Origin of the sequence: Diplocloster agilis (assembly GCF_019042275.1) — a bacterium.
Taxonomy (GTDB): Bacteria; Bacillota; Clostridia; order Lachnospirales; family Lachnospiraceae; genus Diplocloster; species Diplocloster agilis.
In genome coordinates, this window is the sequence record NZ_JAHQCW010000046.1 from 1 (window position 1) to 25,580 (window position 25,580).

At 47.9% G+C, this 25,580-nt stretch carries 23 protein-coding genes; 22 read left to right on the plus strand and 1 reads right to left on the minus strand.

All coding sequences use genetic code 11. The annotated features are described in order from the left end of the window. Positions 1-311 precede the first annotated feature (311 nt). The 5 genes from KTH89_RS20665 to KTH89_RS20685 all read left to right on the plus strand — a co-directional run bounded on the left by KTH89_RS20665 (position 312) and on the right by KTH89_RS20685 (position 4,242). Entirely contained in the window at positions 312-1,070 is a 759-nt protein-coding gene (locus KTH89_RS20665) for an N-acetylmuramoyl-L-alanine amidase (protein WP_238722948.1), read from the plus strand. Between the two features lie 308 nt (positions 1,071-1,378). Further along, positions 1,379-2,077, plus strand: a complete 699-nt coding sequence (locus KTH89_RS20670) for a hypothetical protein (protein ID WP_238722949.1) — start codon at positions 1,379-1,381, stop codon at positions 2,075-2,077. After that, on the plus strand, positions 2,031-2,735 hold the full coding sequence (locus KTH89_RS20675) for a hypothetical protein (protein WP_238722950.1): 705 nt from the start codon (positions 2,031-2,033) through the stop codon (positions 2,733-2,735). The genes KTH89_RS20670 and KTH89_RS20675 overlap by 47 nt, the downstream gene beginning before the upstream one ends. After that, positions 2,728-3,579, plus strand: a complete 852-nt coding sequence (locus KTH89_RS20680) for a hypothetical protein (RefSeq protein WP_238722951.1) — start codon at positions 2,728-2,730, stop codon at positions 3,577-3,579. The genes KTH89_RS20675 and KTH89_RS20680 overlap by 8 nt, the downstream gene beginning before the upstream one ends. Before the next feature lie 63 nt (positions 3,580-3,642). Further along, positions 3,643-4,242 (plus strand): sigma-70 domain-containing protein, encoded by a 600-nt coding sequence (locus KTH89_RS20685; protein ID WP_238722952.1) that lies wholly within the window; start codon positions 3,643-3,645, stop codon positions 4,240-4,242. A gap of 249 nt (positions 4,243-4,491) precedes the next feature. Here the strand turns inward: KTH89_RS20685 and KTH89_RS20690 are convergent, their stop codons facing one another. Next, on the minus strand, positions 4,492-5,763 hold the full coding sequence (locus KTH89_RS20690) for an HlyC/CorC family transporter (RefSeq protein WP_158347249.1): 1,272 nt from the start codon (positions 5,761-5,763) through the stop codon (positions 4,492-4,494). Positions 5,764-5,903: 140 nt separating this feature from the next. Here KTH89_RS20690 and KTH89_RS20695 point away from each other — a divergent pair, with 140 nt between their 5' ends. The 17 genes from KTH89_RS20695 to recJ all read left to right on the plus strand — a co-directional run bounded on the left by KTH89_RS20695 (position 5,904) and on the right by recJ (position 25,560). After that, entirely contained in the window at positions 5,904-6,278 is a 375-nt protein-coding gene (locus KTH89_RS20695; RefSeq protein ID WP_158347248.1) for a TIGR04086 family membrane protein, read from the plus strand. A 207-nt stretch (positions 6,279-6,485) separates the two neighbouring features. After that, a complete protein-coding gene (locus KTH89_RS20700) occupies positions 6,486-7,601 on the plus strand; it encodes a BMP family ABC transporter substrate-binding protein (RefSeq protein ID WP_238722953.1) in 1,116 nt (371 codons plus the stop codon). Between the two features lie 90 nt (positions 7,602-7,691). Further along, complete coding sequence (locus tag KTH89_RS20705; protein WP_238722954.1) at positions 7,692-9,200, plus strand: ABC transporter ATP-binding protein; 1,509 nt, start codon at positions 7,692-7,694, stop codon at positions 9,198-9,200. A gap of 20 nt (positions 9,201-9,220) precedes the next feature. Next, positions 9,221-10,297: an ABC transporter permease gene (locus KTH89_RS20710; RefSeq protein ID WP_158347247.1), complete on the plus strand. Its 1,077-nt coding sequence runs from the start codon at positions 9,221-9,223 to the stop codon at positions 10,295-10,297. Then, positions 10,294-11,157, plus strand: coding sequence for an ABC transporter permease (locus KTH89_RS20715; RefSeq protein WP_158347246.1), 864 nt, complete (start codon positions 10,294-10,296; stop codon positions 11,155-11,157). Before KTH89_RS20710 ends, KTH89_RS20715 begins: the two co-directional genes overlap by 4 nt. Positions 11,158-11,231: 74 nt before the next feature. Further along, on the plus strand, positions 11,232-11,399 hold the full coding sequence (locus tag KTH89_RS20720) for a DUF362 domain-containing protein (protein ID WP_158347245.1): 168 nt from the start codon (positions 11,232-11,234) through the stop codon (positions 11,397-11,399). A 69-nt stretch (positions 11,400-11,468) separates the two neighbouring features. Further along, on the plus strand, positions 11,469-13,211 hold the full coding sequence (locus KTH89_RS20725) for a cache domain-containing sensor histidine kinase (protein ID WP_158347244.1): 1,743 nt from the start codon (positions 11,469-11,471) through the stop codon (positions 13,209-13,211). 15 nt (positions 13,212-13,226) lie between these two features. Then, complete coding sequence (locus KTH89_RS20730) at positions 13,227-14,675, plus strand: response regulator (protein WP_158347243.1); 1,449 nt, start codon at positions 13,227-13,229, stop codon at positions 14,673-14,675. Positions 14,676-14,900: 225 nt separating this feature from the next. Beyond that, positions 14,901-15,350 carry a cytidine deaminase gene (cdd, locus tag KTH89_RS20735; RefSeq protein ID WP_158347242.1) on the plus strand — a complete coding sequence of 150 codons (450 nt, stop codon included), beginning with the start codon at positions 14,901-14,903 and terminating at the stop codon, positions 15,348-15,350. Continuing rightward, positions 15,335-16,540 carry an FAD-dependent oxidoreductase gene (locus tag KTH89_RS20740; protein ID WP_158347241.1) on the plus strand — a complete coding sequence of 402 codons (1,206 nt, stop codon included), beginning with the start codon at positions 15,335-15,337 and terminating at the stop codon, positions 16,538-16,540. The genes cdd and KTH89_RS20740 overlap by 16 nt, the downstream gene beginning before the upstream one ends. After that, the gene (gene udp / locus KTH89_RS20745; protein WP_334300831.1) at positions 16,534-17,316 is read left to right on the plus strand and encodes a uridine phosphorylase; all 783 of its coding nucleotides are present in this window, start codon (positions 16,534-16,536) and stop codon (positions 17,314-17,316) included. Before KTH89_RS20740 ends, udp begins: the two co-directional genes overlap by 7 nt. A 1-nt stretch (position 17,317) precedes the next feature. Then, on the plus strand, positions 17,318-18,619 hold the full coding sequence (locus KTH89_RS20750; RefSeq protein ID WP_158347239.1) for an acetamidase/formamidase family protein: 1,302 nt from the start codon (positions 17,318-17,320) through the stop codon (positions 18,617-18,619). A gap of 527 nt (positions 18,620-19,146) precedes the next feature. Then, positions 19,147-19,647 carry a hypothetical protein gene (locus KTH89_RS20755; protein WP_238722955.1) on the plus strand — a complete coding sequence of 167 codons (501 nt, stop codon included), beginning with the start codon at positions 19,147-19,149 and terminating at the stop codon, positions 19,645-19,647. Positions 19,648-19,846: 199 nt separating this feature from the next. After that, positions 19,847-19,990 carry a six-cysteine ranthipeptide SCIFF gene (scfA, locus tag KTH89_RS20760; RefSeq protein ID WP_158347237.1) on the plus strand — a complete coding sequence of 48 codons (144 nt, stop codon included), beginning with the start codon at positions 19,847-19,849 and terminating at the stop codon, positions 19,988-19,990. A gap of 123 nt (positions 19,991-20,113) precedes the next feature. Next, positions 20,114-21,460 carry a thioether cross-link-forming SCIFF peptide maturase gene (gene scfB, locus KTH89_RS20765; protein WP_158347236.1) on the plus strand — a complete coding sequence of 449 codons (1,347 nt, stop codon included), beginning with the start codon at positions 20,114-20,116 and terminating at the stop codon, positions 21,458-21,460. A 25-nt stretch (positions 21,461-21,485) separates the two neighbouring features. Beyond that, entirely contained in the window at positions 21,486-23,630 is a 2,145-nt protein-coding gene (gene secD, locus KTH89_RS20770; protein WP_158347235.1) for a protein translocase subunit SecD, read from the plus strand. Between the two features lie 166 nt (positions 23,631-23,796). Continuing rightward, on the plus strand, positions 23,797-25,560 hold the full coding sequence (recJ, locus tag KTH89_RS20775; RefSeq protein WP_158347234.1) for a single-stranded-DNA-specific exonuclease RecJ: 1,764 nt from the start codon (positions 23,797-23,799) through the stop codon (positions 25,558-25,560). The last annotated feature ends 20 nt before the right edge of the window (positions 25,561-25,580 follow it).

Consider the following 25,580-nt stretch of genomic DNA (forward strand, 5'->3'; position numbering starts at 1 on the left):
GAACCGAGCCTATTCACCAGGAACACGTGATGTGTTCCCGGTTCAGAGGCTCTTGCCCGTCGGACGTGAAGTCCGCCGGTCATCCTGAACCCGGCTTTTTGATTCCACTAAGCGGGAGCTCAGCCGCCCTATGCGCTCCCGGGGAGACACAAAGGAATCCGGCCATCCGGAGCATCCCGGCCCTTAAACAGCGGGCATACCCAATCCCGAGGAAGAACCGGGTGCGGGGAATAAGGCTTTTTTTCTTGCACCAATTCCCGTCCCTTCGCATAAACTAGACTATATGAGTATAGATATGGGAGGAGAACTAATTGGCGAAAGTCGTAATTGACGCGGGGCATGGCGGCAGTAATCCCGGGGCGACCTATCAGGGCAGGCAGGAAAAAACGGATGCCCTGAATCTTGCCCTTGCCGTAGGAAAAATCCTGGAAGATCACGGTGTAAATGTAATATATACAAGAACAGAAGACATTACCCAAAGTCCGGGGCAAAAAGCGCGGATTGCGAATCAGGAGGGAGCGGATCTTTTTGTCTCCATACATCGCAATTCCAGCCCGAACCCGAATCAATATGAGGGTGTTGAGACGCTGGTATATGACGATTCAGGGTTGAAGGCACAGATGGCCCGGAATATTAACCGGGAGCTGAGCCAGTTGGGATTTCGGAACATAGGGGTGAGCGAACGGCCGAACCTGATCGTGCTGAACAGCACGCAGATGCCTTCTTTGCTGGTAGAAGCCGGGTTCATTAATAGTGACAAGGACAACGCGATATTTGACGCCCAGTTTGACCGGCTGGCGCAGGCGATTGCCAATGGGATTTTGCAGACGCTTCCGCCTGAGGAGATTACAGTTCCCAGGTATTACCGGGTACAGGTTGGAATTTTCCGGAACCGGAATAATGCGGAGAATTTGTTGGACCGGCTGCAGATGGAAGGGTATCCGGCATTTATGATCCAGGAGGGAGGAAACTATATCGTACAAGTGGGCGCGTTTTCCCAGCTGGATAATGCGGTTAAGATGGAAAACAGGCTTCGCAATGCGGGGTACAGCACGCTGATTACCCTGTAGCAGAGAATGTCGAAATTAGTCGATGGTGTCGAAAAGCAACTGTCGACTAATTTTTTTTGACAAATTTCTTTAAATGTATTTACAAAACAACAAAAATTGTATATGATAGTTACATCTAAAGTGTCTTGCTAAAGTCTTTCAATGATTCCCAACGCAAACTTAAATGAAGACCAGGGTTCTGCTATAAAAAGGTGATTCTGTACAGTCAGAAGAGCTTCTATTTTGCTGCCGGCCGGTAACACGGCCGGGGTCCATCCGTGCTGTTCAGTTGGGCAAAGCGGAATAAAATTAGTAGAGGGGGGATTTTTGTGCTTATTACAAAGAAAATAGGCTTTCTTGGTGTTCAAAAACATGATATCTGTATTTATCTCGGACGTGTGATCCATCAGTTGGGGCATCGGGTGTTAACCGTGGATAATTCCGCGGAGCAGGAGCTAAAATATTGTATTCCCATGCCTGAATTACCCGGTCAGAGCTTTATATTGCAGGGGGTGGAATATGGTTTCCGGATTCCTATGGACAGCGTCGACATTTCGGGATATGATTATGTGTTTGAGGACCTGGGAAAGTGGGACCCCGGACAGCAGGCCGGATATGATGAGACCTATCTGGTGACGGACCCGCAGAAACTGAATATGGAACAATGCAGATACCTTTTGCGGAAATTGCAGAATCCGGTAAATCTTGTTGTAAGAGATATGTGCGCCCATAAAATCCAGGAAGAATGTGTGAGACATTTCTTTGAGCAGGAGATAGCGAAAATAAGGAATCTATATATGATTGATCAGGACATATTAGATTATGAATATCGGATACAAATGCAGTACGAGCCATGCCGGGAATTCGGTGAGATATCGGCCGGCATGGAAAAAACGATTCTGCGTATGGCGCAGAACATCACAGCGGGAAGCTGGATGGATATTATGTATGCCTACCGCGCCGCAAGGAGGGGGGAGCTGTTTGATCATTGTTTTCTGGAGTCCGATTCCGGATATACCTGCCGGTGATAATATGCTTTGTATTGGGATGATGGCAGCTATAAAATATGGAAAAAAAGTATGCCTGATCCATAAGAATCAGGTTGCTCCGGTCAGGCGGACGAAAGAGATTCACCTGATGTCCATATGGAAAGACAGAATTTACTATCCGGGCATTGCCGAAGAATTCGAAGAGAAGATGACGGACAGGGAAAGAAACCGCAGATGGATTCAACAGGATTCCTGTGTACCCTATCTGAAACAGATCGAAAAGAAGGTGGACCTGGTATTTCTGGATGCGGGGCCTGTTAAAGACAACAAGCTTAAGCGGATCTTCCAGGCGGCGGATGTAATTACTGTTAACCTTTGGCAAAACTACAATGCCCTGGACCGGTTTTTTAAATGCAGACAGATTTATTCACACAAATATCTGTATGTGTGGGACCGTTATGATGAAGATTCCACTTGCAACGCCAGCTATATACATAATATTTACAGGGTCAGCCGGGAACACTTTGGCGTGATCCTATATAACCCGGAATTTGAAAAAGCGGTGTCTGAGCTTAATGTTCTTGGTTTTTTGCTCAATAACCATGATGGCGGTCAAACCTGCAGAAATGAGCTTTTTATGTTGGAAGTTTTAAAAACTACCCAGATGGTATTGAGAAAGGCAGGTATGATTGAGTAATCAGATTCATACGAATCAGGATATTCAGAATATGGAAGAATTGAAGGAGGGGATTTGCCTTAGAATTCATAATTTCCTGGTGATGAAAAGTGAGGATGGGAATCCTGATGATTTGAAAAATAAGATGAGGGAGGACTTTAAGATAAGGCTGCGTTGGGCATTAAAGGAATGTGGGGGTGGAAATGCGCAGGCCAGGAATCTGGTCAGGGAATATATAAGGAAGATTCTTTTAGATGATTATAAAATCAGGTCAGACACTCTGGATAAGCTTATTTTGTTTCAGGAACCGGCCAATTTAACTGTATTGGACCGTTTTGAAATTCTGCTTTATCAGTTTCACCTGGAATCCGGGACAGAAGGGTTGGAGAAATTGCTCCGCCGCTGCAGCCCGGAGTATTATAGCCGCCGTGACAAAGAGTACTTCGATATAACCGCTCAGGATATAGACAAAATCTTTTTAAAAGAAAGAGTATCACTGAACTATATGGACAAGCTGCAGATTTTAACACAGCGCATCTTCGAAGAATCCCTGGGATGGGGATGTGCGGATGTACTGGGGCACATGCGGATATCCGGCCTGATGGCCGGCACCGTGCCGGGGGAAGAAAAAATTCATGTCTGGGCGGAGACAAAAGGCCGGACCTTCCGGTTCCCTTTTCTTCAGATGGAACCAAAGGAACTGGAAACCATATGTAAAAGGATACGAAAGAGCATCGAAGATGGGAGTGGGAGATTTTTGAAGGAGCTGCCGGATCACACAAGCATTACGGTAAAAGGTCCCCCAGATGGCGAAGACTGGATGTTTTTTATCCACAGAGCCGATTACTTCTTGTCAGAAAAATAGCAGTGTGGTAAAGTATATTATTATTTATGGTTCATTTATGACGAACGAGTGAGGTAATGGATAATGACATCGGAAAATATGCAAACCACAGTGCAGCTAAGTGAAGAGGAGGAGAATTTTTGCCGTTCCTACCGTGAGGATCTGGATGCTGTACAACCGGAAGCGCCCGGAGAAAAGAAGGCGCTCTTTGCCAAACTGTCCCAGGGGGATACGCTGGCCAAGGGAAGGCTTACAGAGTTATATCTCGCCACTGTCCTTGAGACGGCTATGGAGTATGCGGGCCAGGGAGTTATGCTGAGCGACCTGGTACAGGAAGGAAATATCGCGTTGATGCTTTCTTTGGAATCCCTTAATGCAGAATCACCGGATATGGGACAGGATGTCTGTGAAGAACAGGTGTGTGCGGCCATCCGCAGTTCCATGCAGGAAACGTTGGAGGAGCAGGAATTACTGAAAAGTGCAAATGACACGATCGTTACAAAGGTAAACCTGATCAGTCAGGGGGTCAGCAATCTAACAGAAGAACTGGACCGGAAAGTGACGGTAGAAGAACTGGCTGCTTATCTGAATATGCCGGAGGACGAGGTGGCGGATATCCTGCGGCTGGCGGGAGAGGGAATCGAAGTAGAGGGGAATCATCATGACCATCATCACGGCCATTAAGAGTCTGTGAGCTGTTAGAAGTCAGGCAGATAAAAGGGATGCATCCGGACGATGGTTCTTCCTCGGGTTTGGGTATGCCCGCTACTTAAGGGCCGGTGTGTGTCGGTGTCCCGGAATGCTCCGTGCAGCCGGATTCTTTTGTGTCTCCCCGGGAGTGCATAGGGCGGCTGTGCTCCCGGGGAGACACAAAAGAATCCGGCTGCACGGAGCATTCCGGGACACCGACGCACACCGGCCCATTTCCTGTCTTTATTTCGTTTCGGTATCCTCAGGCTCCGGAAGATAGATGTGAACCTTGTCGATCCTGTTTTTGTCCACGGCGTCGACACAAAGACGGATACCATTCTCCGTACGGACAGATTCGCCTGTCTTAGGGAGATGATCCAGCTGTTCGATGATAAAGCCGCCGATGGAATCATAATCCTCAGAATCCAGACCCAGATGCAAAACGTCTTCCAGGTCATCCAGCTTCATATGACCGTCTACGACATACTCCGTATCGCTGATCATCTGCAGCGCGTCCTCTTCATCCATATCGTATTCATCCCGGATTTCTCCTACGATCTCCTCTAACAGGTCTTCCAGAGTAATCAGCCCTGCCGTGGCTCCGTATTCGTCCAGGACGATGGTCACATTTTTTGAGGAATTCCGCATTTCCAGCATCAATTCTGAGGTTTTCTTATATTCATAGGTATAATAAGGCTCTCTTAGCAATTCCCGGATATTAAAATGTTCCTTGTCACAGAGCAGGAGGTCCTTCACATTCAAAATACCGATCACATCGTCTGTATTCTCCTCATAAACCGGTAACCTGGTGTATAAATCTTCCCGGAAAGTATCGATAATTTCCTCATACGTACTGTTTACATCGACAGCGGTCACATCAATTCTGGGAATCATGACATCCTTTGCGAAGGAATCGCCGAAATCAAATACGTTGTGAATCATCTGGTGTTCTTCCGTCTCTATAACCCCGTCCTCATGGCTGACGTCTACAATCGTGCGAAGCTCCGTCTCTGTCATTGTATTGTTCCTGGAATTGGGATCGATCCTTAATAAAAGCAAAAATCCCAGTGCCAGCTTGTTCACAATGAAAATAACCGGGGTCAGAAGCTTCATCAGCAGATAGATAATTCCGGAATAAGCAAGGGACAGATTTTCGGCAAATATCGTGGCCAGAGTTTTTGGTGAAATCTCGCCAAATACCAGGATCAGCAGGGTCAATATACCCGTTGCAAGCCCGGCGCCGGCGTTTCCCCATAACTTCGTGGCCAACAGTGTAGCCATGGAAGATGCGGAAAGGTTGACTATATTATTTCCGATTAAAACGGCGCTCAGCATCTTACCGGAATCTTCCGTTATTTTTAATACCCGGATTGCCCGCTTATCGCCCTCCTCGGCAAGAGTGCGGATGCGGATTTTGTTGACAGTGGTAAGGGCTGTCTCGGCCGATGAAAAGAATGCGGACAGCATAAGCAATACTAATAGGATTACGAGCTGTATCGCGTCACTTGAATCCAATGAATTCTCAACTCCTCTTAATGATTACAATAATTAACATCTATTCCAAAATATACATTATTTTCGGACAGATTGCAAGTTATAGTCATAGTTCCGGAAAACAGGAAATATATTATGTAATGTAGGGAGGGGGAAAAGGCATGGAAAAAACCGCAAAAAAAGAAGTCAAGGTCATGACCATAATTAAAATTTTATTTGTTTCCTATATTATAACAGGAATTCTCTTATTGATTCTGGCATTGCTGCTTTACAAATTAGACCTGGGAGAAAATCAGGTGAATATCGGTGTGATCGCGATCTATCTGATCTCCTGTTTCGCCGGGGGATTCATCGCCGGAAAACGGACCGGCAGCAGAAAATTCCTCTGGGGAATGGTGGTCGGCGGTGCGTATTTTGCAATTCTGACTATTATCACCCTGGCGTTAAATCATACGCTGCAGGGAGAAATCGGGAATTTCTTTACCACGCTGGTGCTGTGTATGGCCGGCGGGACGTTGGGTGGAATGCTGAGCTGATTGGGTATTTAGATCTTAATTCGGCGCTATGTTACCCCTTGGGGTGCATGGCGTCTTTTAGTTTAAGAATATGGGACTGAAGAAGCGAAGTCAAGATTGTTCTATGGTATAATAAAATCGTTTATTTCATTTCTTACTTAGCTTTTTTATAATGGGATTATCAAGATTGCAATCTAAGATAGAGAAATACAAAAAGGAGAAGGTAGCGTGAATAGAAAAATATGGAGATATTTTGTGGTATTGGGAGTTATTGCAGGGATGCTGTTAGCGACGGCAGCTTGCTCAAAAGAAGGACAAGCCGGCGAAGTATCGACGACTGATCAGGGAAATGACGACAGTGCAGTTGGAGATGTCTCTGACGTAAAATTTGGACTGATTCTTCCAACAGAAGGCCTGGGAGATAAAAATTTCTGTGATATGGGTTATGAAGGGCTTTTGATGGCACAAAAGGATTTTGGGATTGAATTCACATATGCGGAGCCGAAATCGGTGAGTGATTATGAGGCGGCTTTTCGGATGTATGCACAGAGCGGTGAGTATGAACTGATACTGGGGCTGGGATCCGGACAGAGCGATGCGATGACTACGGTAGCCAGCGAGTTCCCGGATCAGAAATTCGGGATTGTTGATTCTCAAGTCGATATGAGTAATGTGAGCTGTTATTCTACGAAATGGCCGGAACAGACTTTTTTGTGCGGCGTCCTGGCAGGATTGGGTACCCTGGACGATCGGTTTGAGAAAGCAAATGAGGAAAATGTGGTGGGCGCCATTCTGGGCGCCGACTATCCAAGCCTGCGGTCCGGGGTTGTGGGATTTGAGGCGGGGGTTAAATATGTGAATCCTGAATGTGAAGTCCTTTCGGCCGTGGTAGGAGACTTTAATGACCCGGCCAAGGGGAAAGAAGTTGCTTTATCAATGTATAAAAGAGGTGCTGATTTCATCCAGCATATCGCGGGTGCTACTGGACTTGGATTATTCAGTGCAGCGAAAGAGGCGGACAGATACGCCATCGGCGTAGGGAAAAGCCAAAGTTATATTGAGCCGGATTATATTATTGCGACATCGGTGGGAAATGTACACTTGATGATTTATAACGAGATCAAAACTACCCTGGACGGCACCTGGGAACCCGGCGTTCACAACTGGGGAATTAAAGAGGATGCGGTAGGATTTTCCAATGAGGACTCTAATATCGCCATTCCGGACGACGTCCTGGCTGTTATTGAGGAGATTAAGGGAAAAGTGTCCGGTGGAGAGATAGTCCCGCCTTCTACAGAGGAAGAACTGGAAGAATGGCTTTTACAGCATCAATACTCAAGATAAAGGCGGGGCAGAGATAGGCGGAAACGGGATGGGACTGTCGTTGTGCGGCAGTCCATCTTTATAAGTTCTTTACGGAAAGGGGCAGGACAAATGGGAGAAGATGCCGTATCTATGAGAGGGATATCCAAGCGTTTTGGAAATGTGGCTGCGGTAGACCGGACGGATTTTCATATCAAAAAAGGAGAAATCCATGTGCTTCTGGGAGAAAATGGAGCAGGAAAAACAACTTTAATGAAAATGTTATATGGAATGATCCAACCGGATGAAGGTGAAATTTTTATTAATGGCAGCCTGGCTAATATCCGTTCTTCCAAAGATGCCATTGGTTACGGGATTAACATGGTACACCAGCATTTTATGCTGGCCGGTTACCTGACTGTAGCGGAGAACGTAGTGGCCGGCTGGGAACCGGATAACACCAGGGTGTTCAGCTATAAGAATGCAGTTGAAACGGTGAGAAGGCTGGGCGGACAATATCATATGGAAGTGAATCCGGAGCGAAGAGTACAGGAATTATCGGTTGGAAATCAACAACGGGTGGAAATCCTTAAGGCACTGTACAGAGAAGCGGAGATATTGATTATGGATGAACCCACCGCGGTTTTGACACCGCAGGAGTCGGATGAACTGTTCAACGTCCTGCGCAGACTGAAGCAGGAAGGCAAAAGTATAATTTTAATAACGCATAAGTTAAAAGAAACGCTTCAAATAGCGGACCGCATTTCCGTCCTGCGAGATGGAAAAATTACCGCGTATGGAATCGATCCTGAAAAGACGGATCAGGAAGAACTGGCCGCGTTGATGGTTGGGAGAAATGTGGAATTACATATTCAGAGAAGAAGCAAAAAGATAGGAAAAACCGTCTATCAGATATCGAACCTGTCACTTGGAGAAAACGGAGGGCATAAGCTGGACCAGATAGATCTTTCCTTGCGCAAAGGCGAAATCCTGGGGCTTGCGGGAATCGAAGGCAACGGTCAGACAGAACTGATCGAAGTACTGTGCGGCCTTAGAAAGCCGGGCACAGGTTCTCTAATCCTGAACGGGAGGAAAATGAACAGCCAGGCTAGAGAATTCCTTGGCAACGGAATCGGGCATATTCCGGAAGACCGAACTACCAGAGGACTTGTATTATCCATGAGTATTGAGGAAAATCTGATGCTGGGCTACCATCATCAAAGCGAGTTCCAGAAATGGGGAATTCTCAGAAAGAAAAATAATCGGTTAATAGCAGAACGACTGATAAAAGAGTATGGGGTGAAAGCCCGGGATGGCAGGCTCCCCGTGTCGGCACTGTCCGGAGGGAATCAGCAAAAGGTTGTAATTGCCAGAGTACTGCATCAGGATCCCGATGTACTGATTGCGGCACAGCCTACCAGGGGAGTGGATGTCGGGGCGATGGAATACATACACCACATGCTTTTGGAGTTAAGGGATAAAGGAAAAGCGATCCTGCTTATATCGGCGGATCTGGATGAAATCCGAAGTCTTTCCGACCGGATAGCCGTGATTTATGAGGGCAGGATCGTATCGGAAAAGATGTCCGATGCATACACGGAGACGGAACTGGGTCTGCTAATGGCAGGGGGAACGCAGTAAATGTGCGTCTGGAGGAAAAAATGAATAGGAAAATAAAGGTAAAAAACGGAATGCAGGCGTTGGTTTCGCTGCTTATGGCTTTTGTGGTAAGCGGGATTCTTATGGCGATTTGCGGATATCAGCCTTTTTTGATATTTGGAGCGATCATAAGCGGCGCATTTGGTTCAAATAGTGCAATTGTCCAGACAATGATTCAAGCTACCCCGCTGATTTTTTCAGGTCTGGCATATATATTTGCTTCGAAGGCAGGGATGTTTAATCTGGGAATGGAAGGGCAGATCTATATGGGAGGAATCGCCGCGGCGGCCATAGGAGGGATGAACCTCGGTTTGCCGGCGCCAGTGCATATCGGTTTAACGTTATGTGCAGGAATGATTGCGGGGGGATTATTCGGCGCTCTGGCCGGAGTCATGAAAGCCTGCTTCGGGGCAAATGAAGTGATTTCCACGTTGATGCTGAACTTTGTGGCAATAAATTTAACCAGCTATTTGGTCAATTATCCGTTGAAAGCGCCGGGACCGGTAGCACAGACGCAGAATGTTATGCCATCGGCTATGCTGCCAAAGCTGTCTGCCCATAGTCAGTTGTCAGCGGCTATCCTCTTGGCTGTTTTTACGGCTTTCGCAGTAAGATACTTTCTGGGAAGAACCGCAAAGGGATTTGATATCACGGTAACCGGCAGTAATAGGAAAGCCGCGCAGACGGCCGGCGTACGTATCCGGCGGATCCTTATTTTAGCTATGTTTGTGAGTGGTGCCATAGCCGGAATCGGAGGCGCATGCCATATAACCGGAGTGGACCGAAGGTTTGTGGACGGTTTTTCCGCAGGATATGGTTTTGACGGGATTGCAGTTGCTGCCCTGGCATCCAACCGGCCGCTTATGGTACTGGTCTCATCCATTATTTTTGGAGCGCTGAGGGCAGGGGCGCTGCGACTGAATATGACGACCAATCTTCCAACAGATTTTATATCGGTGATACAGGCTTTGGTTGTGATTTTTGTAGCAGCACCAATGTTGGTGGAAGATTTAAAGAGCAGTGGTTATAAACTGGCCGGAAGATTAACCGGCAGAAGGAAGGAGGCGAAGGAACAATGAATATAGAGACGATATGGATCTCGACGATTCGTATGTCAATACCATTGACCCTGGCTGCTACCGGAAGTATCTTCTGTGAACGTGCGGGAATTATCTCTCTTGTTTTGGAAGGAATGATGCTGTCGGGAGCATTTGCGGCTGTCTGCGGTTCTTATTATACAGGAAGTGCTCTGGCTGGGGTATTGTGCGGCATTCTGGCAGGAACTCTGATCGGATTGCTGCATGGGATACTGTCTTTGCGGTACAAAGTGAATCAAGTAATCAGCGGAGTGGGGCTGAATCTGCTAGTCACGGCTGTTACGACATTGTCCATGCAGTTACTCTGGGGAAATAGAGGCAATTCCCCACAGGTGCAGGGGATTCCCCACTTCACCGGGGTCCTGAGCGGACAGTCGGTGATGACGTTTATTACTTTAGCCCTGACCGCTGGAGCCTGGTTCGTGATGATGAAAACCCGGTACGGACTGCGGCTCCGTCTGACAGGAGAAAGCCCTGAGGCGGCACAGACGCTGGGACTTCCGGTACAAAAACTCAAATATTCCGGTGTTCTGGTCTGCGGGGCGTTTTGCGGACTGGCGGGAGCTTATTTAAGCCTTGACCATCTGAACTTATTTGTGCGGGAGATGACAGCGGGGAGAGGATACATTGCTTATGTGGTGGCTATATTCGGCAGATATCACCCGGTGGGGGCTCTGCTGGGAGCTCTGTTTTTTGGATTTTTTGACGCTTTTCAGATCAGCCTTCAAGGAAAGGGCCTGCCTCCGCAGCTCTTCGTGGTGCTGCCCTATGTGGTAACTATTTTGATCATTACTTTTGCAGTAAAGAATATCCGGCAGCCGGACGGACTGGGTAAACTTTAGAACTCATCTTTGAGTCGCCTGTGCATCGCTGCTCAGGCCGGTTTGACAATAAAAGAATGGAGGAATTATAATAAATGTATCAAATTATAGAACGGTGCAACGGATGCGGTGAATGTGTGTATGAATGCCATACCGGAGCGATACAGGAGAAGAACGGAGCTTATTTGATCATTCCGGATAACTGTGTTGATTGTGAAGCTTGTATGGATTTTTGTCCGGAAGAAGCCATTGTGAAACTCTGAAAGACCGGAGATAAAGCGAATGTGATGTCTGGAGAAATAAGCTAAGCCCGTCAGAAGGAAAGAGAAGATATGTTGAAGAATGTCAGTATTAAAATAAAATTGAGCCTGGTTTTATTCGCAATGATGGCAGCGGTGGCTCTGATCAGCGGTATTTTTGTATACCGCTATACGCAGGATGCCGCCGTCAGGGAGCTGTATACGATGAACCGGACGGTTCTGAAGCAGATATCTAAAAATGCGGGGATGCTTTTTTCAACGGTTAAGGCGGCCAGCGACCGGCTAGTGTATGACAGTAATCTCAATGAGATACTAAATAAAGAGCCGTCTGGCCTGCAGAGCGAGGAATACCGGGACAAGGATGCGCAGGCAGTTCAGTTCCTGTCAGATCTCAGCTGGTCCCACAGCCAGTTCTCCGTTAGGTTTGACATCTATGTGCGGGGAAAGAACGGTTATGTCTGCTCCACCGATTCCTCCAAGAATTACGAATGGAACCTGCAGGAAGACGGGCCATACTACAAAGCGCTCTCAGAAGGGACGCAGGAGCCGGTTCTGGTGGATACCTTTGAGGAACCAAATGGGATTGGGGCTTATCACTATATATTCCAGGTCGTTCGCAATATCAATGATCTGATCACCGGCGAGACGATCGGGTTAGCCGTTATAAATGTCAGTGAAAAACTGTTGTATGATACTTTTTCCGATATGAATGTGTCGGATCGTACGGTCCGGATGGTGAACAAAGAAGGGAAAATACTCTCATGCCAGGATAAACGGGAGATTGGCCAGATCTTCGAAGACTGGGATAATTCCTATACGACCGGTGATGGTTACCGTATTATAGAGAAAGCAGGCGAAGATTATCTCATAGTGGCAAGTCCGATCCCTAATACGCAGTGGTTTCTGCTGGACGAGATTCCTCAGGAGATTATCCTTCACCCGATGGATACGGTCAGGCTGTTTCTGTTGTTATTTTTTTTGATGCTGATACTAGCGATACTGGGTATCGCACTGGCAGCATCCCATATGCTGACCAGGCCAATTCTGAATATTCGGTATAAGATGGGACAGGTCATGGAAGGAAACTTAAACGCCCGTACAACGGTGACAGGGCGGGATGAGATCGGGCAGCTGGGAGTGTCATTCAACGCCATGGTTTCCAGGCTGGAGGATCTGTTAGCTTCTATAAAAGAGGAGGAACAGCTGAAAAGAAAAGCGGAACTGGATTTTCTGCGCGCACAGATTAATCCCCATTTTATTTACAATACCCTGTCCTCCATCCGCTGCCTGGTAGCTATGGAGGAGACTCAAGAAGCGGAGCGGATGATATATCAGTTTACAAAGCTTCTGCGCAATACACTATCGAGAACTGATGAATTCACCACAGTGGATCAGGAGAGGAAAGTCCTGGAAATCTACGGAGAGTTGCAGCAGATCCGGTATCCTGAGAGTTTCTGCCTGTCTTTTGACATCGAAGATGCGGTTCGGGAATGCCTGATTCCTGCATTTGTGCTGCAGCCTATAGTGGAAAATGCTATTTTTCACGGTATGGAAGGGGAAAAGAAAATTTGCAGGATCCGGGTACGGGCATTTGGGGAGCAGGAAACATTAAAGATCGTTGTGGAGGATGACGGCCAGGGAATGCCGGAAGAGACCGCGAAAGGAATCCTGGATGGAGCCGGAAAAATGAGTCGGATCGGGTTGAAAAATGTGCATGAGCGGCTTCAACTGGTCTACGGATCCGACTACGGCATCCGAATTAAGAGCCGTGAGGGCTGGGGAACAAGAATCACACTGGTTATGAAGAAACTGTAGGAGGAAGCATTGCGTATGAAAATCATGGTAGTGGATGATGAAGCGCCTATCCGGCGTTGGTTTAGCTCAACGATTCAGAAGCTGTCGGATGAATACCAGGTTACGGGAAGCTATGCGCTGGCAAAAGAGGCTCTGGCTGCGATCCAAGAGGATATACCGGATGTGGTGATTACGGATATACGGATGCCGGGCATGGATGGCATTGAGCTTATGAAGTATGTCCGGCAGCGCTGGCCGGAAATTGAATTTGTAATCCTGACGAATTACGCAGAGTTTTCATATGCCAAACAGGCGGTAGCCTATGGTGCGGTTCAGTATTTTCTTAAATCAGAAGTCAGTGAAAGTGAGATCCGGGATGTACTGCACAAAATAAGTACCGGCATGGAGTATAAAAAACAGGGGAATCGCGCATACCTGGCACCGGAGGTCAATGAAAGAGACTGGCAGCAGACGGCAAAGGGTTGGGGGATGGAGAGGGACGCGATATGTGCAGTGTTTGCTTTTCGAAATTTCGGCGGAAATATCAGGCAACTGTTAGACCAGGCTTCTGCCCTATATGAAAATGCCAGGACTTTTCGAAATCAGGGGATTTTATTTTTATTTATGTGGAACAATCAGGGATCCATGATTGGTTATGGGCGGATGACAGAACTGGCGGCATGTGTCCGGGAAAAAGAAAAACAGAGTGATTTATCCGTGGGAATAGCGATTGGACCAGGAAACATTCAAAGTGCATGGCAGGTAATAAAACAAGCGAAACATGCGCTTGCTTATCGGTTTTTTAAACCGGATGCAGGGGTATACCGCTATGATCAGTTGAAGCGGCAGGGAACGTGCAGGATAGAAGAGATACGGAAGGAGTATAGAGGCGTTCTGGAGTGCATGGCTTGTTGGAGCTATCGAAAATTGCGGGAAAAGACGGACTTATTTTTGAAAAAGGCAGGTCTGATCCAACCGGACGAGATCGAAGGCAGCATAGATATCTGCAAACGCCTGACACTGCTATTGGAGGAAAAAGGATTTCAGAAGAATCCAGACAATTCTGCCCAGGTGGATCTAAGCACCAGGGAATTAGATGATATAGGGGAATGCCGGCAATTATGTATGGATTTTATTGCGCTAATGGAGGAGGCCGACGCGCCCTCGAACATAAAAGCTGTGAGGGAAGCGGTTCGATATATACAGGATCATTATCGGGAGGATATCTCCTTATCGGATATGGCAAAGCTGTCCTGCCTGTCACCGGAATATTTCTGCAGGCTTTTTAAAGAAGAGACAAAAGAAACTTTCGGGGTATATCTGATGAGTTATCGTCTGAAGCGTGCCCGGGAGCTGTTAAGAACAACGGATATGAAAATAAACGCAGTCGCTGCCCAGGTAGGATATTCCACGGCAGGATATTTTTCCAAAATATATAAAAAATATTTTGGGATCACTCCGGAACAGGAAAAAATAAAAAAATAGTTAAGAGATTTCCATTGTCCCCAGACCGTTGGCTGGCAATGGGAATCTTTTTTTGATAAAACATGCTTCTGATGAAAAAATGTCAAAATTGTTATATTTGTTATCAAATTACTATATTCATCCAGCGATTATATATATCTATAATAAAGTAGCAGGGATCAGGCAGCAGATATTTAGAAGAAATAGGAGAAGCAAAACAGTAATAATGGAAAAGGGAGGTTCTATATGGAGACGGAAGAATTGGCATTGGCGGCGTGTAAGGCAAGAAAGATGAGTTACGCCCCTTATTCCGGCTTTACGGTGGGAGCAGCATTGCTGTGCAGTGACGGAAGCGTATACTTGGGGTGTAATATTGAAAATGCCGCGTATGGACCAACTATATGCGCGGAGCGTACTGCAATTTTTAAAGCGATCAGTGATGGTAAACGGGATTTTGTGGGTCTTGCCCTGACGGGGGGGAGTAAGGACCAGCAGCCGGAACATTTTCTGACGCCCTGCGGGGTGTGTCGGCAGGTACTGGCGGAATTCTGCGAAAATGATTTTTGGGTGTTATCTGTGAAAAATGACGCGGAATACATGCGTTATGTACTGGGCGAACTGTTGCCGGTGAGTTTTCGACCGGAAAACATGAGAAATAAAATGGGAGAAGGAGGAAGAACATGGAGCGGATTATAGAAGAACAGAGGGTCACACCGATCGTGGAGGCATATGATGTGGCAGTGATCGGAGGCGGCATCGCCGGAGTGGCTGCGGCCCTGGCCGCGGCAAGGAATGGAGCGAAGACTTGTCTGATCGACAAAGAGACCTGTCTGGGAGGACTGGCAACCCTCGGACTGGTAGTTGTGTATCTCCCGCTATGCGATGGAATGGGAAACCAGGTTATCGGAGGAATCGCAGAGGAACTGATGAAAAATTCTGTACGTTACGGGCCCGGACAGATACCGCCCTGCTGGAGAACAGATGGGAATCCGGAACGCAGAAAAAAGCAGAGATACCGTCTTCGTTTTAACGCCGCCTCCTTCATGATTTCACTGGAAGAGCTTCTGGTAGAAAATGGGGTAGATCTTATGTATGACTGTCGATTTTGCGGGGTTTACAGACGCGGTCGGCAGATAGAGGCGGTGATACTGGAAACCAAGGAAGGACGTATCGGGGTGGAGTGCGGTTCCGTGGTAGATGCAACGGGAGATGCGGACGTGTGTTGGATGGCAGGTGAACGGACGGAAACTTATGAAAGAAATATAAGGACCGCCTGGTATTTTTCTTATAATCAGGAGGAAGTAAAGCTCCACCAACTTACAGACAGCATGTACCAGATTCAGGCAGGGCAGCCGCTTTATCGGGGGATTGGGATCAAAGAAGCGGCGCGTCATAATTATGATGGAAGGCAGATGATTAAGGAACACGTTAAAGAAACAAACCTTTCGGCGGAAAAGAAGGTATATCCGTTCCTGATCCCTGCTTGTACGGAATTTTTAATGACAAGAAGGCTGAAATCAAGTTTTGAGCTGGATGTCTCTCACGAAAGGTATTGGTTCCCGGATACAGTGGCTATGGCCGGAGATTGGCGTAAAAAAGGCCCCGTTTATTGTATTCCATTGTCCAGCCTTACCGCTACAAAAAGCGGGAATCTGATTAGTGCTGGAAGATGTATATCCACCACAAATCAGATGTGGGACATTACCAGAGTCATCCCGGTATGTGCAGTAACCGGGGAGGCCGCCGGGACAGCGGCGGCGATACTGGTGAAACAAAAGAAAGCCTCATTCTCAGAACTGAATGTGGAGCTTCTTCAGAATACGATTCGTGACCAGGGAGGGATTCTAAAACCGGATTTGACCAAGAAAGGGGAGAAAAGATTTTGAATTATGCGAAAAATGGATTACAGTACCATATTGAATTAAAAATAGGAGAGGTAGGAAAATATGTGTTTCTAACCGGAGACCCAAAACGTTGTGAGAAGATTGCCTCTTATCTGGATCAGCCTGAGAAAAAGGCGGATAACCGGGAATACACCACCTATACCGGAAAATTAAACGGGGAAACCGTAAGCGTAACTTCCACCGGAATCGGCGGGCCGTCGGCTGTGATTGCGCTGGAAGAATTAGCCAGATGTAAAGCAGATACATTCATCAGGATCGGAACCTGCGGGGGAATGGATCTGAAGGTGAGGGGGGGAGATCTGATCATAGCGTCGGGGGCTGTTCGTATGGAAGGAACCAGCAAAGAATATGCGCCAGTTGAATTCCCGGCAGTGGCGGATATACAGATTATAGAGGCTCTCCGGGGAGCTGCTGAGGAGCTGGGAATGCGTTCCCATACAGGAGTTGTGCAATGTAAAGATTCCTTTTACGGGCAGCATGAACCGGAGCGGATGCCCGTAGGTTATGAATTGAGTGATAAGTGGAATGCCTGGCTCAGATGCGGCTGTCTGGGATCGGAGATGGAATCAGCGGCGCTCTTTGTAGCCGGTTCCTGCCTGCGAGTCCGCGTTGGAACGGTTCTCTTGGCTTTGGCGAATCAAGAAAGAGAGCGGAACGGTAAATCCAATCCGGTGGTACATGAGATGGACCAGGTAATAGAGACGGCTGTACAGGCAATGTACAGGATTATTGATTTGGACAGAAGGGAGGATGAGTGAGATGACAGCAAAACAGATGGTTTTGGTTGATACGTTTACGGATGGGGTGTTGGATCCCGGAAAAGAGATGGCGGGACCGGTCAGAGATGGAGGACGGATTATAGTAAATACGACAGCCGGTTGCTGGGGTCCAATGATAACGCCGAAACTGCGGGGCGGCCACGAAGTCTGCCAGCCTGTCTTCCTGGAGGGGGCAAAGCCCAATGATGCGGTGGCCATCCGTATCGAATCGATACGGATAACCTCAGAGGCGACGGCTTCCGGGAATGATAAAGCACTGGAAGGCTGCTATGTGGGAGATCCATTTGTGGCAGCAAAATGCCCGTCATGCGGGGAGCCTCATCCGGATACCCGTATAGAAGGAATCGGAGATTCCGCCATTCGCTGTAAAAAATGCGGTGCACAGGCCGCGCCGTTTGCATTTACACAGGGATATACGATGGTCTTTGATGAAAAGAGAAGAATCGGTGTGACCGTAGGACAAAAAGCAGCTGAGATGATCGGTAAAAATGGAAGACATTATATGCAGACTCCGGAAAATTCTATTCAAAACCCGGTTGTTACGATGGCACCGTCGGAGATCTCCGGAGTAGCAGTCAGGTTACGTCCATTTATAGGCCAGCTGGGAACCATACCCAGCCGTCCAATGCCGGATTCACACAATGCCGGTGATTTTGGCCAGTTTTTGCTGGGGGCACCGCACGAATATGCACAGACGGAGGAAACATTGACAGAGCGGACGGATGGTCATATGGATATTAATAAAGTAAGAGAAGGAGCAGTTCTTCTGTGTCCGGTCAAGGTGGCCGGAGCCGGTATCTATGTCGGTGATGTACATGCCATGCAAGGGGAGGGAGAGATCGCCGGACATACGACAGATGTCTGTGCCGCTGTAATTCTTCATGTAAATGTGATCCCCGATCTGCAAATTGACGGTCCTATTCTTTTACCGAATTTGGAGGATCTGCCTTATCTTGCCCGTCCGTTAAACGGAGATGAGAAAAAGATAGCTGCGGAGGAAGCCGTAAAATGGGGTGTCCTGTCCGTGGAAGAATCGGCTCCCTTAAGCTTTATCGGGACAGGAGCCAACCTGAATCTGGCCATTGACAACGGTTTAAAGCGTGCTGCGGGATTACTCGATCTTTCCGTCCCGGAGGTCATGAACCGCGTGACTATTTCAGGAGCTATTGAAATCGGACGTGCCCCCGGTGTTGTGACCGTGACTCTGCGTGTCCCTCGGGAGAAGCTAGAACAAGTAAGACTTTGGGAGTTAGCGAAAATGCAGTATTGCCTATGGGATTAGTTCCAAGTCATCCACAAATCAAGGAAGACCCAATCGGCCAGCTGGGATGTCAACCGAAGTAATTGGGTATATCTCCCCGGAATTCATCAGCAGAAAGACGGGGAAAAAGACTTACGCGAATTTCTCGGAGGGAATCAGGGATGATCTGCGGTCTGGCCGGCTATCCGCAAGCACGGCGGGATTACCTGCTGTTCCTGTACCACCTGTCCATTCCGCCAACAAACAATGCATTATTTTTGAGAGAGGTTATCAGTGGCAGAAAGCACAAAAGCAGGGGAAGAAAAGCTTTATGAAGGAGTGAAAAACGCCCACTTTTCTGCTGATATGAAGAAAAGTCCACCGTACCTGATATTTTATAACAGACCCTGACTCATTAGCCAGGGTCTGTTATAAGACGTTATCATTTCCCATATAGGATCCCTGCTTTCCCTACCCCGTAAAACAGTAACAGGGTATGAGTGGCCTTAGTGCCCTTCCAGCTTCTTCGTCTCAGAAAAACTCTCCAAAAATCCAGAACACCTGAAAATATGGATGCGTTGAAAGAACTGATACTCCATGATATAATTGGAAGTATCAAAGAAAATGAGCGTGTCAGCAACATTACTAAAAAGGACGCCAGGATCCTGTTGAACCTAACCGGCAGACTGTATCAGCATATCTATGAGAAGTACAGGGAACTGGAGGAAGGAGGGTATTCCGTGATGATTGAGGAGGCATTGGTACTGGATATTGATATGATTGAATATGAACACAATCAGCGGCTGAATGCCATGCAGCGCGAGATAGACGAGGCAAAGATTGCGATTGAGCGGGAAAAGGAAGAAGCAGAGCGGCAAAAAGCTGCTGCGGAACAGGAAAAGATAAAGGCAGAAAAAGAACGGGAAATCGTGCGGCAGGAAAATTTTAAACTTAAAAAAGCCCTGAAGCTGTTGGCACAGCAGAATCCGGGAGAAGAAGTATATAAGCTTATGGGCATAACCCGGGAAGAGCTGGATCAATTAATAAATGAACCCCCGCATGTGGTTTGATCCTGCCTTGTGGCCATGGATATTTATCTGCTTCATTGCGGTCTGCTCTTAGGTTCCGCCCAGGCGTTGTGCCTGAGAGGAGCAGGAGATGAGCGCAAGCAAAAAAATACTTTAAAAATAGAAAGCAGTATGTTATAATCGTCAAAGAGCAACTGCGTATAGCGGCGCAGTTGGGAATTAGAGAAGGAGGATACTGGAAATGAAACATGTAAAAACTTTGAATACAAAGAGCTTACAGGAATCCATGAAAAAAGGCGGATGCGGAGAGTGTCAGACTTCTTGCCAGTCGGCATGCAAGACTTCCTGTACAGTGGGAAATCAGACCTGTGAAAACAACAAATAAATAGTAATGTGTGAGATCAGGAAGCAGCGGCTTTTGTCGCTGCTTGTTCATGTATATCCATACGTATGGCTTAAACTGGCTGTACACCCGCCGGATGGCGGAATCCTTTGAAAGGAGATTGACGTGATACATCAATATAAAAATAATGGCTTTCACATCGTTATGGATGTGAACAGCGGAGCCATACATATCGTGGATGAAGTGGTATACGACATGCTGCCGCTTTATCAGGAGCATTCCCTGGAAGAGATCAAAACCCTCCTCCAAGACAGATACACAGCAGATGAGATCGGGGAAGCCGCCGGTGAGATTGAAGAGTTAAAGAATGCAGGAGTGTTATTTACCGAAGATATTTATGAAAATTATCTGATGGATTTTAAGAAAAGACCGACGGTTGTCAAAGCGCTCTGCCTGCATATCGCCCATGACTGCAACCTGGCATGTAAATATTGTTTTGCTGAGGAGGGGGAATATCACGGCCGCAGGGAACTGATGAGCTATGAGACCGGCAGACAGGCACTGGATTTTTTGATTGCTAATTCCGGGAACCGCAGGAATCTGGAAGTGGATTTCTTTGGCGGGGAGCCGCTGATGAACTGGCAGGTGGTAAAAGACCTGGTGGCTTACGGGCGGGAACAGGAAAAGCTGCATGATAAGAAATTCCGTTTTACCCTGACCACCAACGGAGTGCTTCTGGACGATGAAGTAATGGAATTCGCCAACAGGGAAATGAGCAACGTGGTTCTGTCCATAGACGGACGAAAAGAGATCCACGACCGGATGCGTCCATCCAGAAATGGAAAGGGCAGCTATGATCTGATTGTTCCCAAATTCCAAAAACTGGCCGAAAGCAGGAAACAGACGAATTATTACGTCAGGGGTACCTTTACCAGGAATAATCTGGACTTTTCCGAAGATGTGCTGCACCTGGCGGACCTGGGCTTTCAGCAGATATCCGTAGAGCCGGTGGTGGCAGCGCCCGATGAACCCTACGCCATCCGGATGGAGGATGTGCCGGCGATCTGTGAAGAATATGATAAGCTGGCGGCAGAGATGGTGAAGCGCAAAAAAGAGGGAAGGGATTTTAATTTCTTCCATTTTATGATAGATCTGACCGGAGGGCCCTGTGTGGCCAAGCGGTTGTCCGGCTGTGGTTCCGGTACGGAATATCTGGCCGTGACGCCCTGGGGCGATCTGTATCCCTGCCATCAGTTTGTAGGTATGGAGCAGTTTCTGATGGGCAATGTTTATGATGGAGTCAAGAATACGGAACTGAGAGACGAATTCAAGTGCTGCAATGTATATGCAAAAGAAAAATGCAGGAAATGTTTTGCCAAATTTTATTGCAGCGGCGGCTGCGCGGCGAATTCTTATCAGTTCCATGGCACGATCAACGACGCCTATGATATCGGATGTGAATTGCAGAGGAAACGTGTGGAATGTGCAATCATGATAAAAGCAGCAGAATAAAGAGAAGGAAGGAAGTACAAAAGGCATGAAGAAAAGCAGAGGGATTATTGTCCTGATCCTGACCGCCCTTATTACAGCGGGAATGGTTTTTACCGCGGCGGTGGGAATCGGAGACAGTGAAAGCGGTGCGGCAAAGCACATTAAGCTGGGCCTGGATCTGGCCGGCGGTGTCAGCATTACTTATGAGTCGGTGGAGGAGAATCCTACATCGGAGCAGATGAGCGATACCATCTACAAATTACAGAAACGTGTGGAAAACTATAGTACGGAAGCCCAGGTGTATCAGGAGGGGGACCGCCGGATTAACATTGAAATCCCGGGCGTGTCCGACGCCAACGCGATACTGGAAGAACTGGGAAAACCCGGTTCCCTTCAGTTCCAGACCCAGGACGGACAGGTGATCCTGGACGGCTCCCATGTAACCAGCGCGAAAGCGGGAAATACCACGGACAAGCTGACCGGCAATAACAATTATGTCGTACAGCTGACTTTTGACGAAGAGGGAAAAGAGAAGTTCGCTGAGGCTACCCAGGCAAATATCGGTAACCGGATTGCGATTGTCTATGATGGAAATACCGTCAGCGCGCCGACTGTAAAATCAGCGATTACCAACGGCGAATGTGTGATTGAAAATATGGAATCCTATGAAGCGGCTGAAAGCCTGGCCTCCACGATCCGGATCGGTTCCCTGCAGCTGGAATTAAAAGAAATCCGCTCTAACGTGGTTGGGGCGCAGCTGGGAGAAGAAGCCATCAGTACCAGCTTAAAAGCGGGTGCGATCGGTATTGCTCTCGTGATTGTATTTATGGTGATCTTCTACCTGATTCCCGGTCTGGCAGCAGGCCTGGCATTGGTAATCTATACACTGCTTGTACTGCTCACTCTCAACGCGTTTGAGATTACGCTGACCCTGCCCGGTATCGCAGGTATCATCCTGTCGATCGGTATGGCAGTCGATGCGAATGTTATTATATTTGCCCGTATCCGGGAAGAGATCACGGCCGGGCGAAATGTGAAGTCGGCGATGAAAGAAGGCTTCCGCAAAGCGATGTCCGCCATTGTGGACGGTAATATTACCACCCTGATCGCCGCAGCGGTTCTGTACCTGTTCGGCTCGGGAAGCGTGCGCGGTTTTGCCCAGACACTGGCTCTTGGTATCGTATTGTCCATGTTCACGGCTCTGGTCATTACCCGGTTGATTTTGAACGCCCTCTATGCGGCAGGATTAAAAGATAAAAAGTTCTTCGGTCAGCAAAAGGAAAGAAAAGCCATCAATTTTATCGGAAAGCGGAATCTTTTCTTTGCCATCTCCATCGCGCTGATCTTAATTGGATTTGTATTCATGGGCGTTCATTCGGCGAAAGGAACGACATTCAACTACAGCCTGGACTTCATGGGCGGTACGTCGACCAATGTGACGTTTAATGAGGATATGAGTATCCAGGAGGTTGACGCCAATGTAAAACCGGTGGTGCAGGAGATCACAAAGGATGCCAATATTCAGACCCAGAAGGTAGCCGGAACGAATCAGGTCATCATCAAGACCAGAGAGTTGAATCTTTCAGAGAGGGAAGCGCTGAATAACGCTCTGAAAGAAAACTTTGATATCGATGAATCCCTGATTACTGCAGAGAGTATCAGCTCCACGGTAAGTAAGGAGATGAGATGGGATGCCTTTAAGTCCGTACTCATAGCCACCTTGTGTATGCTGATCTATATCTGGATCCGGTTTAACGACTTAAGATTCGGAGCCAGCGCGGTAATCGCTCTGATCCATGACGTACTGGTTGTAATCGGCTGCTACGCGGTCGTGCGGATTCCGGTAGGGGGAACCTTTATCGCCTGTATGCTGACCATCGTCGGTTATTCGATCAACGCCACTATCGTCATCTTTGACCGTATCCGTGAAAACCTGAAACTGATGAAGAACAAGGAATCGTTGCAGGATGTGGTAAATAAGAGCGTTACCCAGACGCTGTCCAGAAGTATCAACACCACGGTTACAACATTTATCACCATTGCGGTACTTTTCATACTGGGTGTGTCTTCCATTAAAGAATTTGCCTTCCCGCTGATGGTAGGTATCATCTGCGGCGGTTACACGTCCGTATGTATCACAGGAGCCCTGTGGTATGTAATGAAGACAAAACTGGTGAAAAAAGAAAAATAGAGGAAATAATAAGTGAGGGGCTGTTGCAAAAAAGACTGTTCCCGGCTGGTTTGTGTTTCAGGTGTACCTGGAAACATGCGGCCGGCTACCTTCTTTGGGCAACAGCCCTTCCTTATTCCCCATACCTGAATCTATGACGCAGTAAATGCGCCTACCGGAGGTAACTATGGAAAAATGGTTTATTACTATGAAAAAAGCAGACTTTCAGGATATTTCAGAGAAGTTTCATATCACGCCGGTAACAGCCAGGCTGATCCGGAACCGGGATGTGGTCGGTGATGCGGCGATACGGGAATATCTGCACGGAGATCTGAAAGACCTGCACGACCCGTTTCTGATGAAAGGAATGCGTGAAGCGGTCTCCATCATCCGGCAGAAGATCGCGGAACATAAGGCGATCCGCATTATCGGGGATTATGATATCGACGGGGTCTGCTCCACTTACATTCTGCTGACAGCGTTTCAAAAACTGGGCGCTTGCGTGGATACCGATATTCCGGACCGGCTCAAGGACGGTTACGGGATTAATGAACAGCTGATACAGCGGGCTTACGACAGCGGTATCGATACGATCGTGACCTGTGACAACGGGATCGCCGCCATCGATCAGATCGCCTATGCGAAATCCCTTGGCATGACGGTGGTGGTCACCGATCATCATGATATCCCGTACATAGAACAGGAAGACGGCAGCAGAGAGATTCTGACTTCTCAGGCGGATGTCATTATCAACCCGAAGCAGCAGGACTGTGCCTATCCCTTTGAGAATCTGTGCGGCGCGGCGGTGGCCTATAAGCTGTCCCAGGCTCTCTATGAGAGCGCGGGCTTTCGCCGGGAAGACGCTTACCCGTTGTTGGAATTTGCGGCATTTGCCACAGTGGGAGACGTAATGGACCTGGTGGGAGAGAACCGGATTCTGGTGAAAATCGGCCTGCGCATGCTGCAAAACACCCAAAACCGGGGCATGCGGGCGCTGATCCAGGTCAATGACCTGACCGGCAAAAAGCTGACCGCTTATCATATCGGTTTTGTGCTGGGCCCCTGCATCAATGCCAGCGGCCGGTTGGATACAGCCAAGCGCGCCCTCAAGCTTTTGCAGGCGGAGGATACCGAGGAAGCCCAGACGCTGGCCGGCGACTTAAAAGCGCTGAACGACAGCCGCAAATACATGACCCTTCAGGGGGTCGAGAAGGCCATGGAATTAATCGACAGTACGGATCTGAAGAAGGATAAGGTATTGTTAGTATACCTGCCGGATTGCCATGAGAGTCTGGCCGGAATTATCGCAGGCAGAATCAGGGAAAAATATCACAAACCGGTATTCGTGCTTACGGATTCGGAGGAGGGAGTGAAAGGCTCCGGCCGTTCTATTGAAGCCTATTCCATGTTTGAGGAGATGACCAGATGCCGGGAGCTGTTTACGAAATTCGGCGGACATCCCATGGCGGCCGGCTGCTCCCTTCTGCCGGAAAATCTGGAGAGACTGAGAAAACAGCTGAATCTGCAGACAACCCTGACGGATGAGGATTTTGTGGAGAAGGTCTCCATCGATGTGGCCATGCCGTTACATTATATTACCGAACAGCAGATACGGGAACTGGAGCTTTTGGAGCCGTTTGGAAAAGGGAATCAGAAACCTTTGTTCGCGGAAAAGGATTTGAAGGTCAGAGGAGCCCGCATCTTAGGGAAAAATAAAAATGTATTGAAAATGCAGCTGGAAAACACGGCGGGCCAGACGATAGACGCCATGCTGTTCCAGGAGGTGCCGGCTTTCCTGCAATATATCTCGGAAAAATTCGGAGAGACGCAGATGCAGCGGATGCTAAACGGCACGGACAGTGAAGTGAATATCAGTGTCACCTATTATCCGACGGTCAATGAATATAACGGAAAAAGGACGCTTCAGATTATAATAGAGAACTACAGATAGCAGAGAAGGGAGGCGTAAAA

What these genes read in the sequence shown, in the direction of transcription:
- KTH89_RS20685 (WP_238722952.1), top strand. Translation starts at nt 3,643, where the DNA reads ATGACATCGGAAAATATGCAAACCACAGTGCAGCTAAGTGAAGAGGAG.
- KTH89_RS20695 (WP_158347248.1), top strand. Translation starts at nt 5,904, where the DNA reads ATGGAAAAAACCGCAAAAAAAGAAGTCAAGGTCATGACCATAATTAAA.
- KTH89_RS20705 (WP_238722954.1), top strand. Translation starts at nt 7,692, where the DNA reads ATGGGAGAAGATGCCGTATCTATGAGAGGGATATCCAAGCGTTTTGGA.
- KTH89_RS20710 (WP_158347247.1), top strand. Translation starts at nt 9,221, where the DNA reads ATGAATAGGAAAATAAAGGTAAAAAACGGAATGCAGGCGTTGGTTTCG.
- KTH89_RS20715 (WP_158347246.1), top strand. Translation starts at nt 10,294, where the DNA reads ATGAATATAGAGACGATATGGATCTCGACGATTCGTATGTCAATACCA.
- KTH89_RS20720 (WP_158347245.1), top strand. Translation starts at nt 11,232, where the DNA reads ATGTATCAAATTATAGAACGGTGCAACGGATGCGGTGAATGTGTGTAT.
- KTH89_RS20725 (WP_158347244.1), top strand. Translation starts at nt 11,469, where the DNA reads ATGTTGAAGAATGTCAGTATTAAAATAAAATTGAGCCTGGTTTTATTC.
- KTH89_RS20730 (WP_158347243.1), top strand. Translation starts at nt 13,227, where the DNA reads ATGAAAATCATGGTAGTGGATGATGAAGCGCCTATCCGGCGTTGGTTT.
- cdd (WP_158347242.1), top strand. Translation starts at nt 14,901, where the DNA reads ATGGAGACGGAAGAATTGGCATTGGCGGCGTGTAAGGCAAGAAAGATG.
- KTH89_RS20740 (WP_158347241.1), top strand. Translation starts at nt 15,335, where the DNA reads ATGGAGCGGATTATAGAAGAACAGAGGGTCACACCGATCGTGGAGGCA.
- KTH89_RS20750 (WP_158347239.1), top strand. Translation starts at nt 17,318, where the DNA reads ATGACAGCAAAACAGATGGTTTTGGTTGATACGTTTACGGATGGGGTG.
- KTH89_RS20755 (WP_238722955.1), top strand. Translation starts at nt 19,147, where the DNA reads ATGGATGCGTTGAAAGAACTGATACTCCATGATATAATTGGAAGTATC.
- scfA (WP_158347237.1), top strand. Translation starts at nt 19,847, where the DNA reads ATGAAACATGTAAAAACTTTGAATACAAAGAGCTTACAGGAATCCATG.
- secD (WP_158347235.1), top strand. Translation starts at nt 21,486, where the DNA reads ATGAAGAAAAGCAGAGGGATTATTGTCCTGATCCTGACCGCCCTTATT.
- recJ (WP_158347234.1), top strand. Translation starts at nt 23,797, where the DNA reads ATGGAAAAATGGTTTATTACTATGAAAAAAGCAGACTTTCAGGATATT.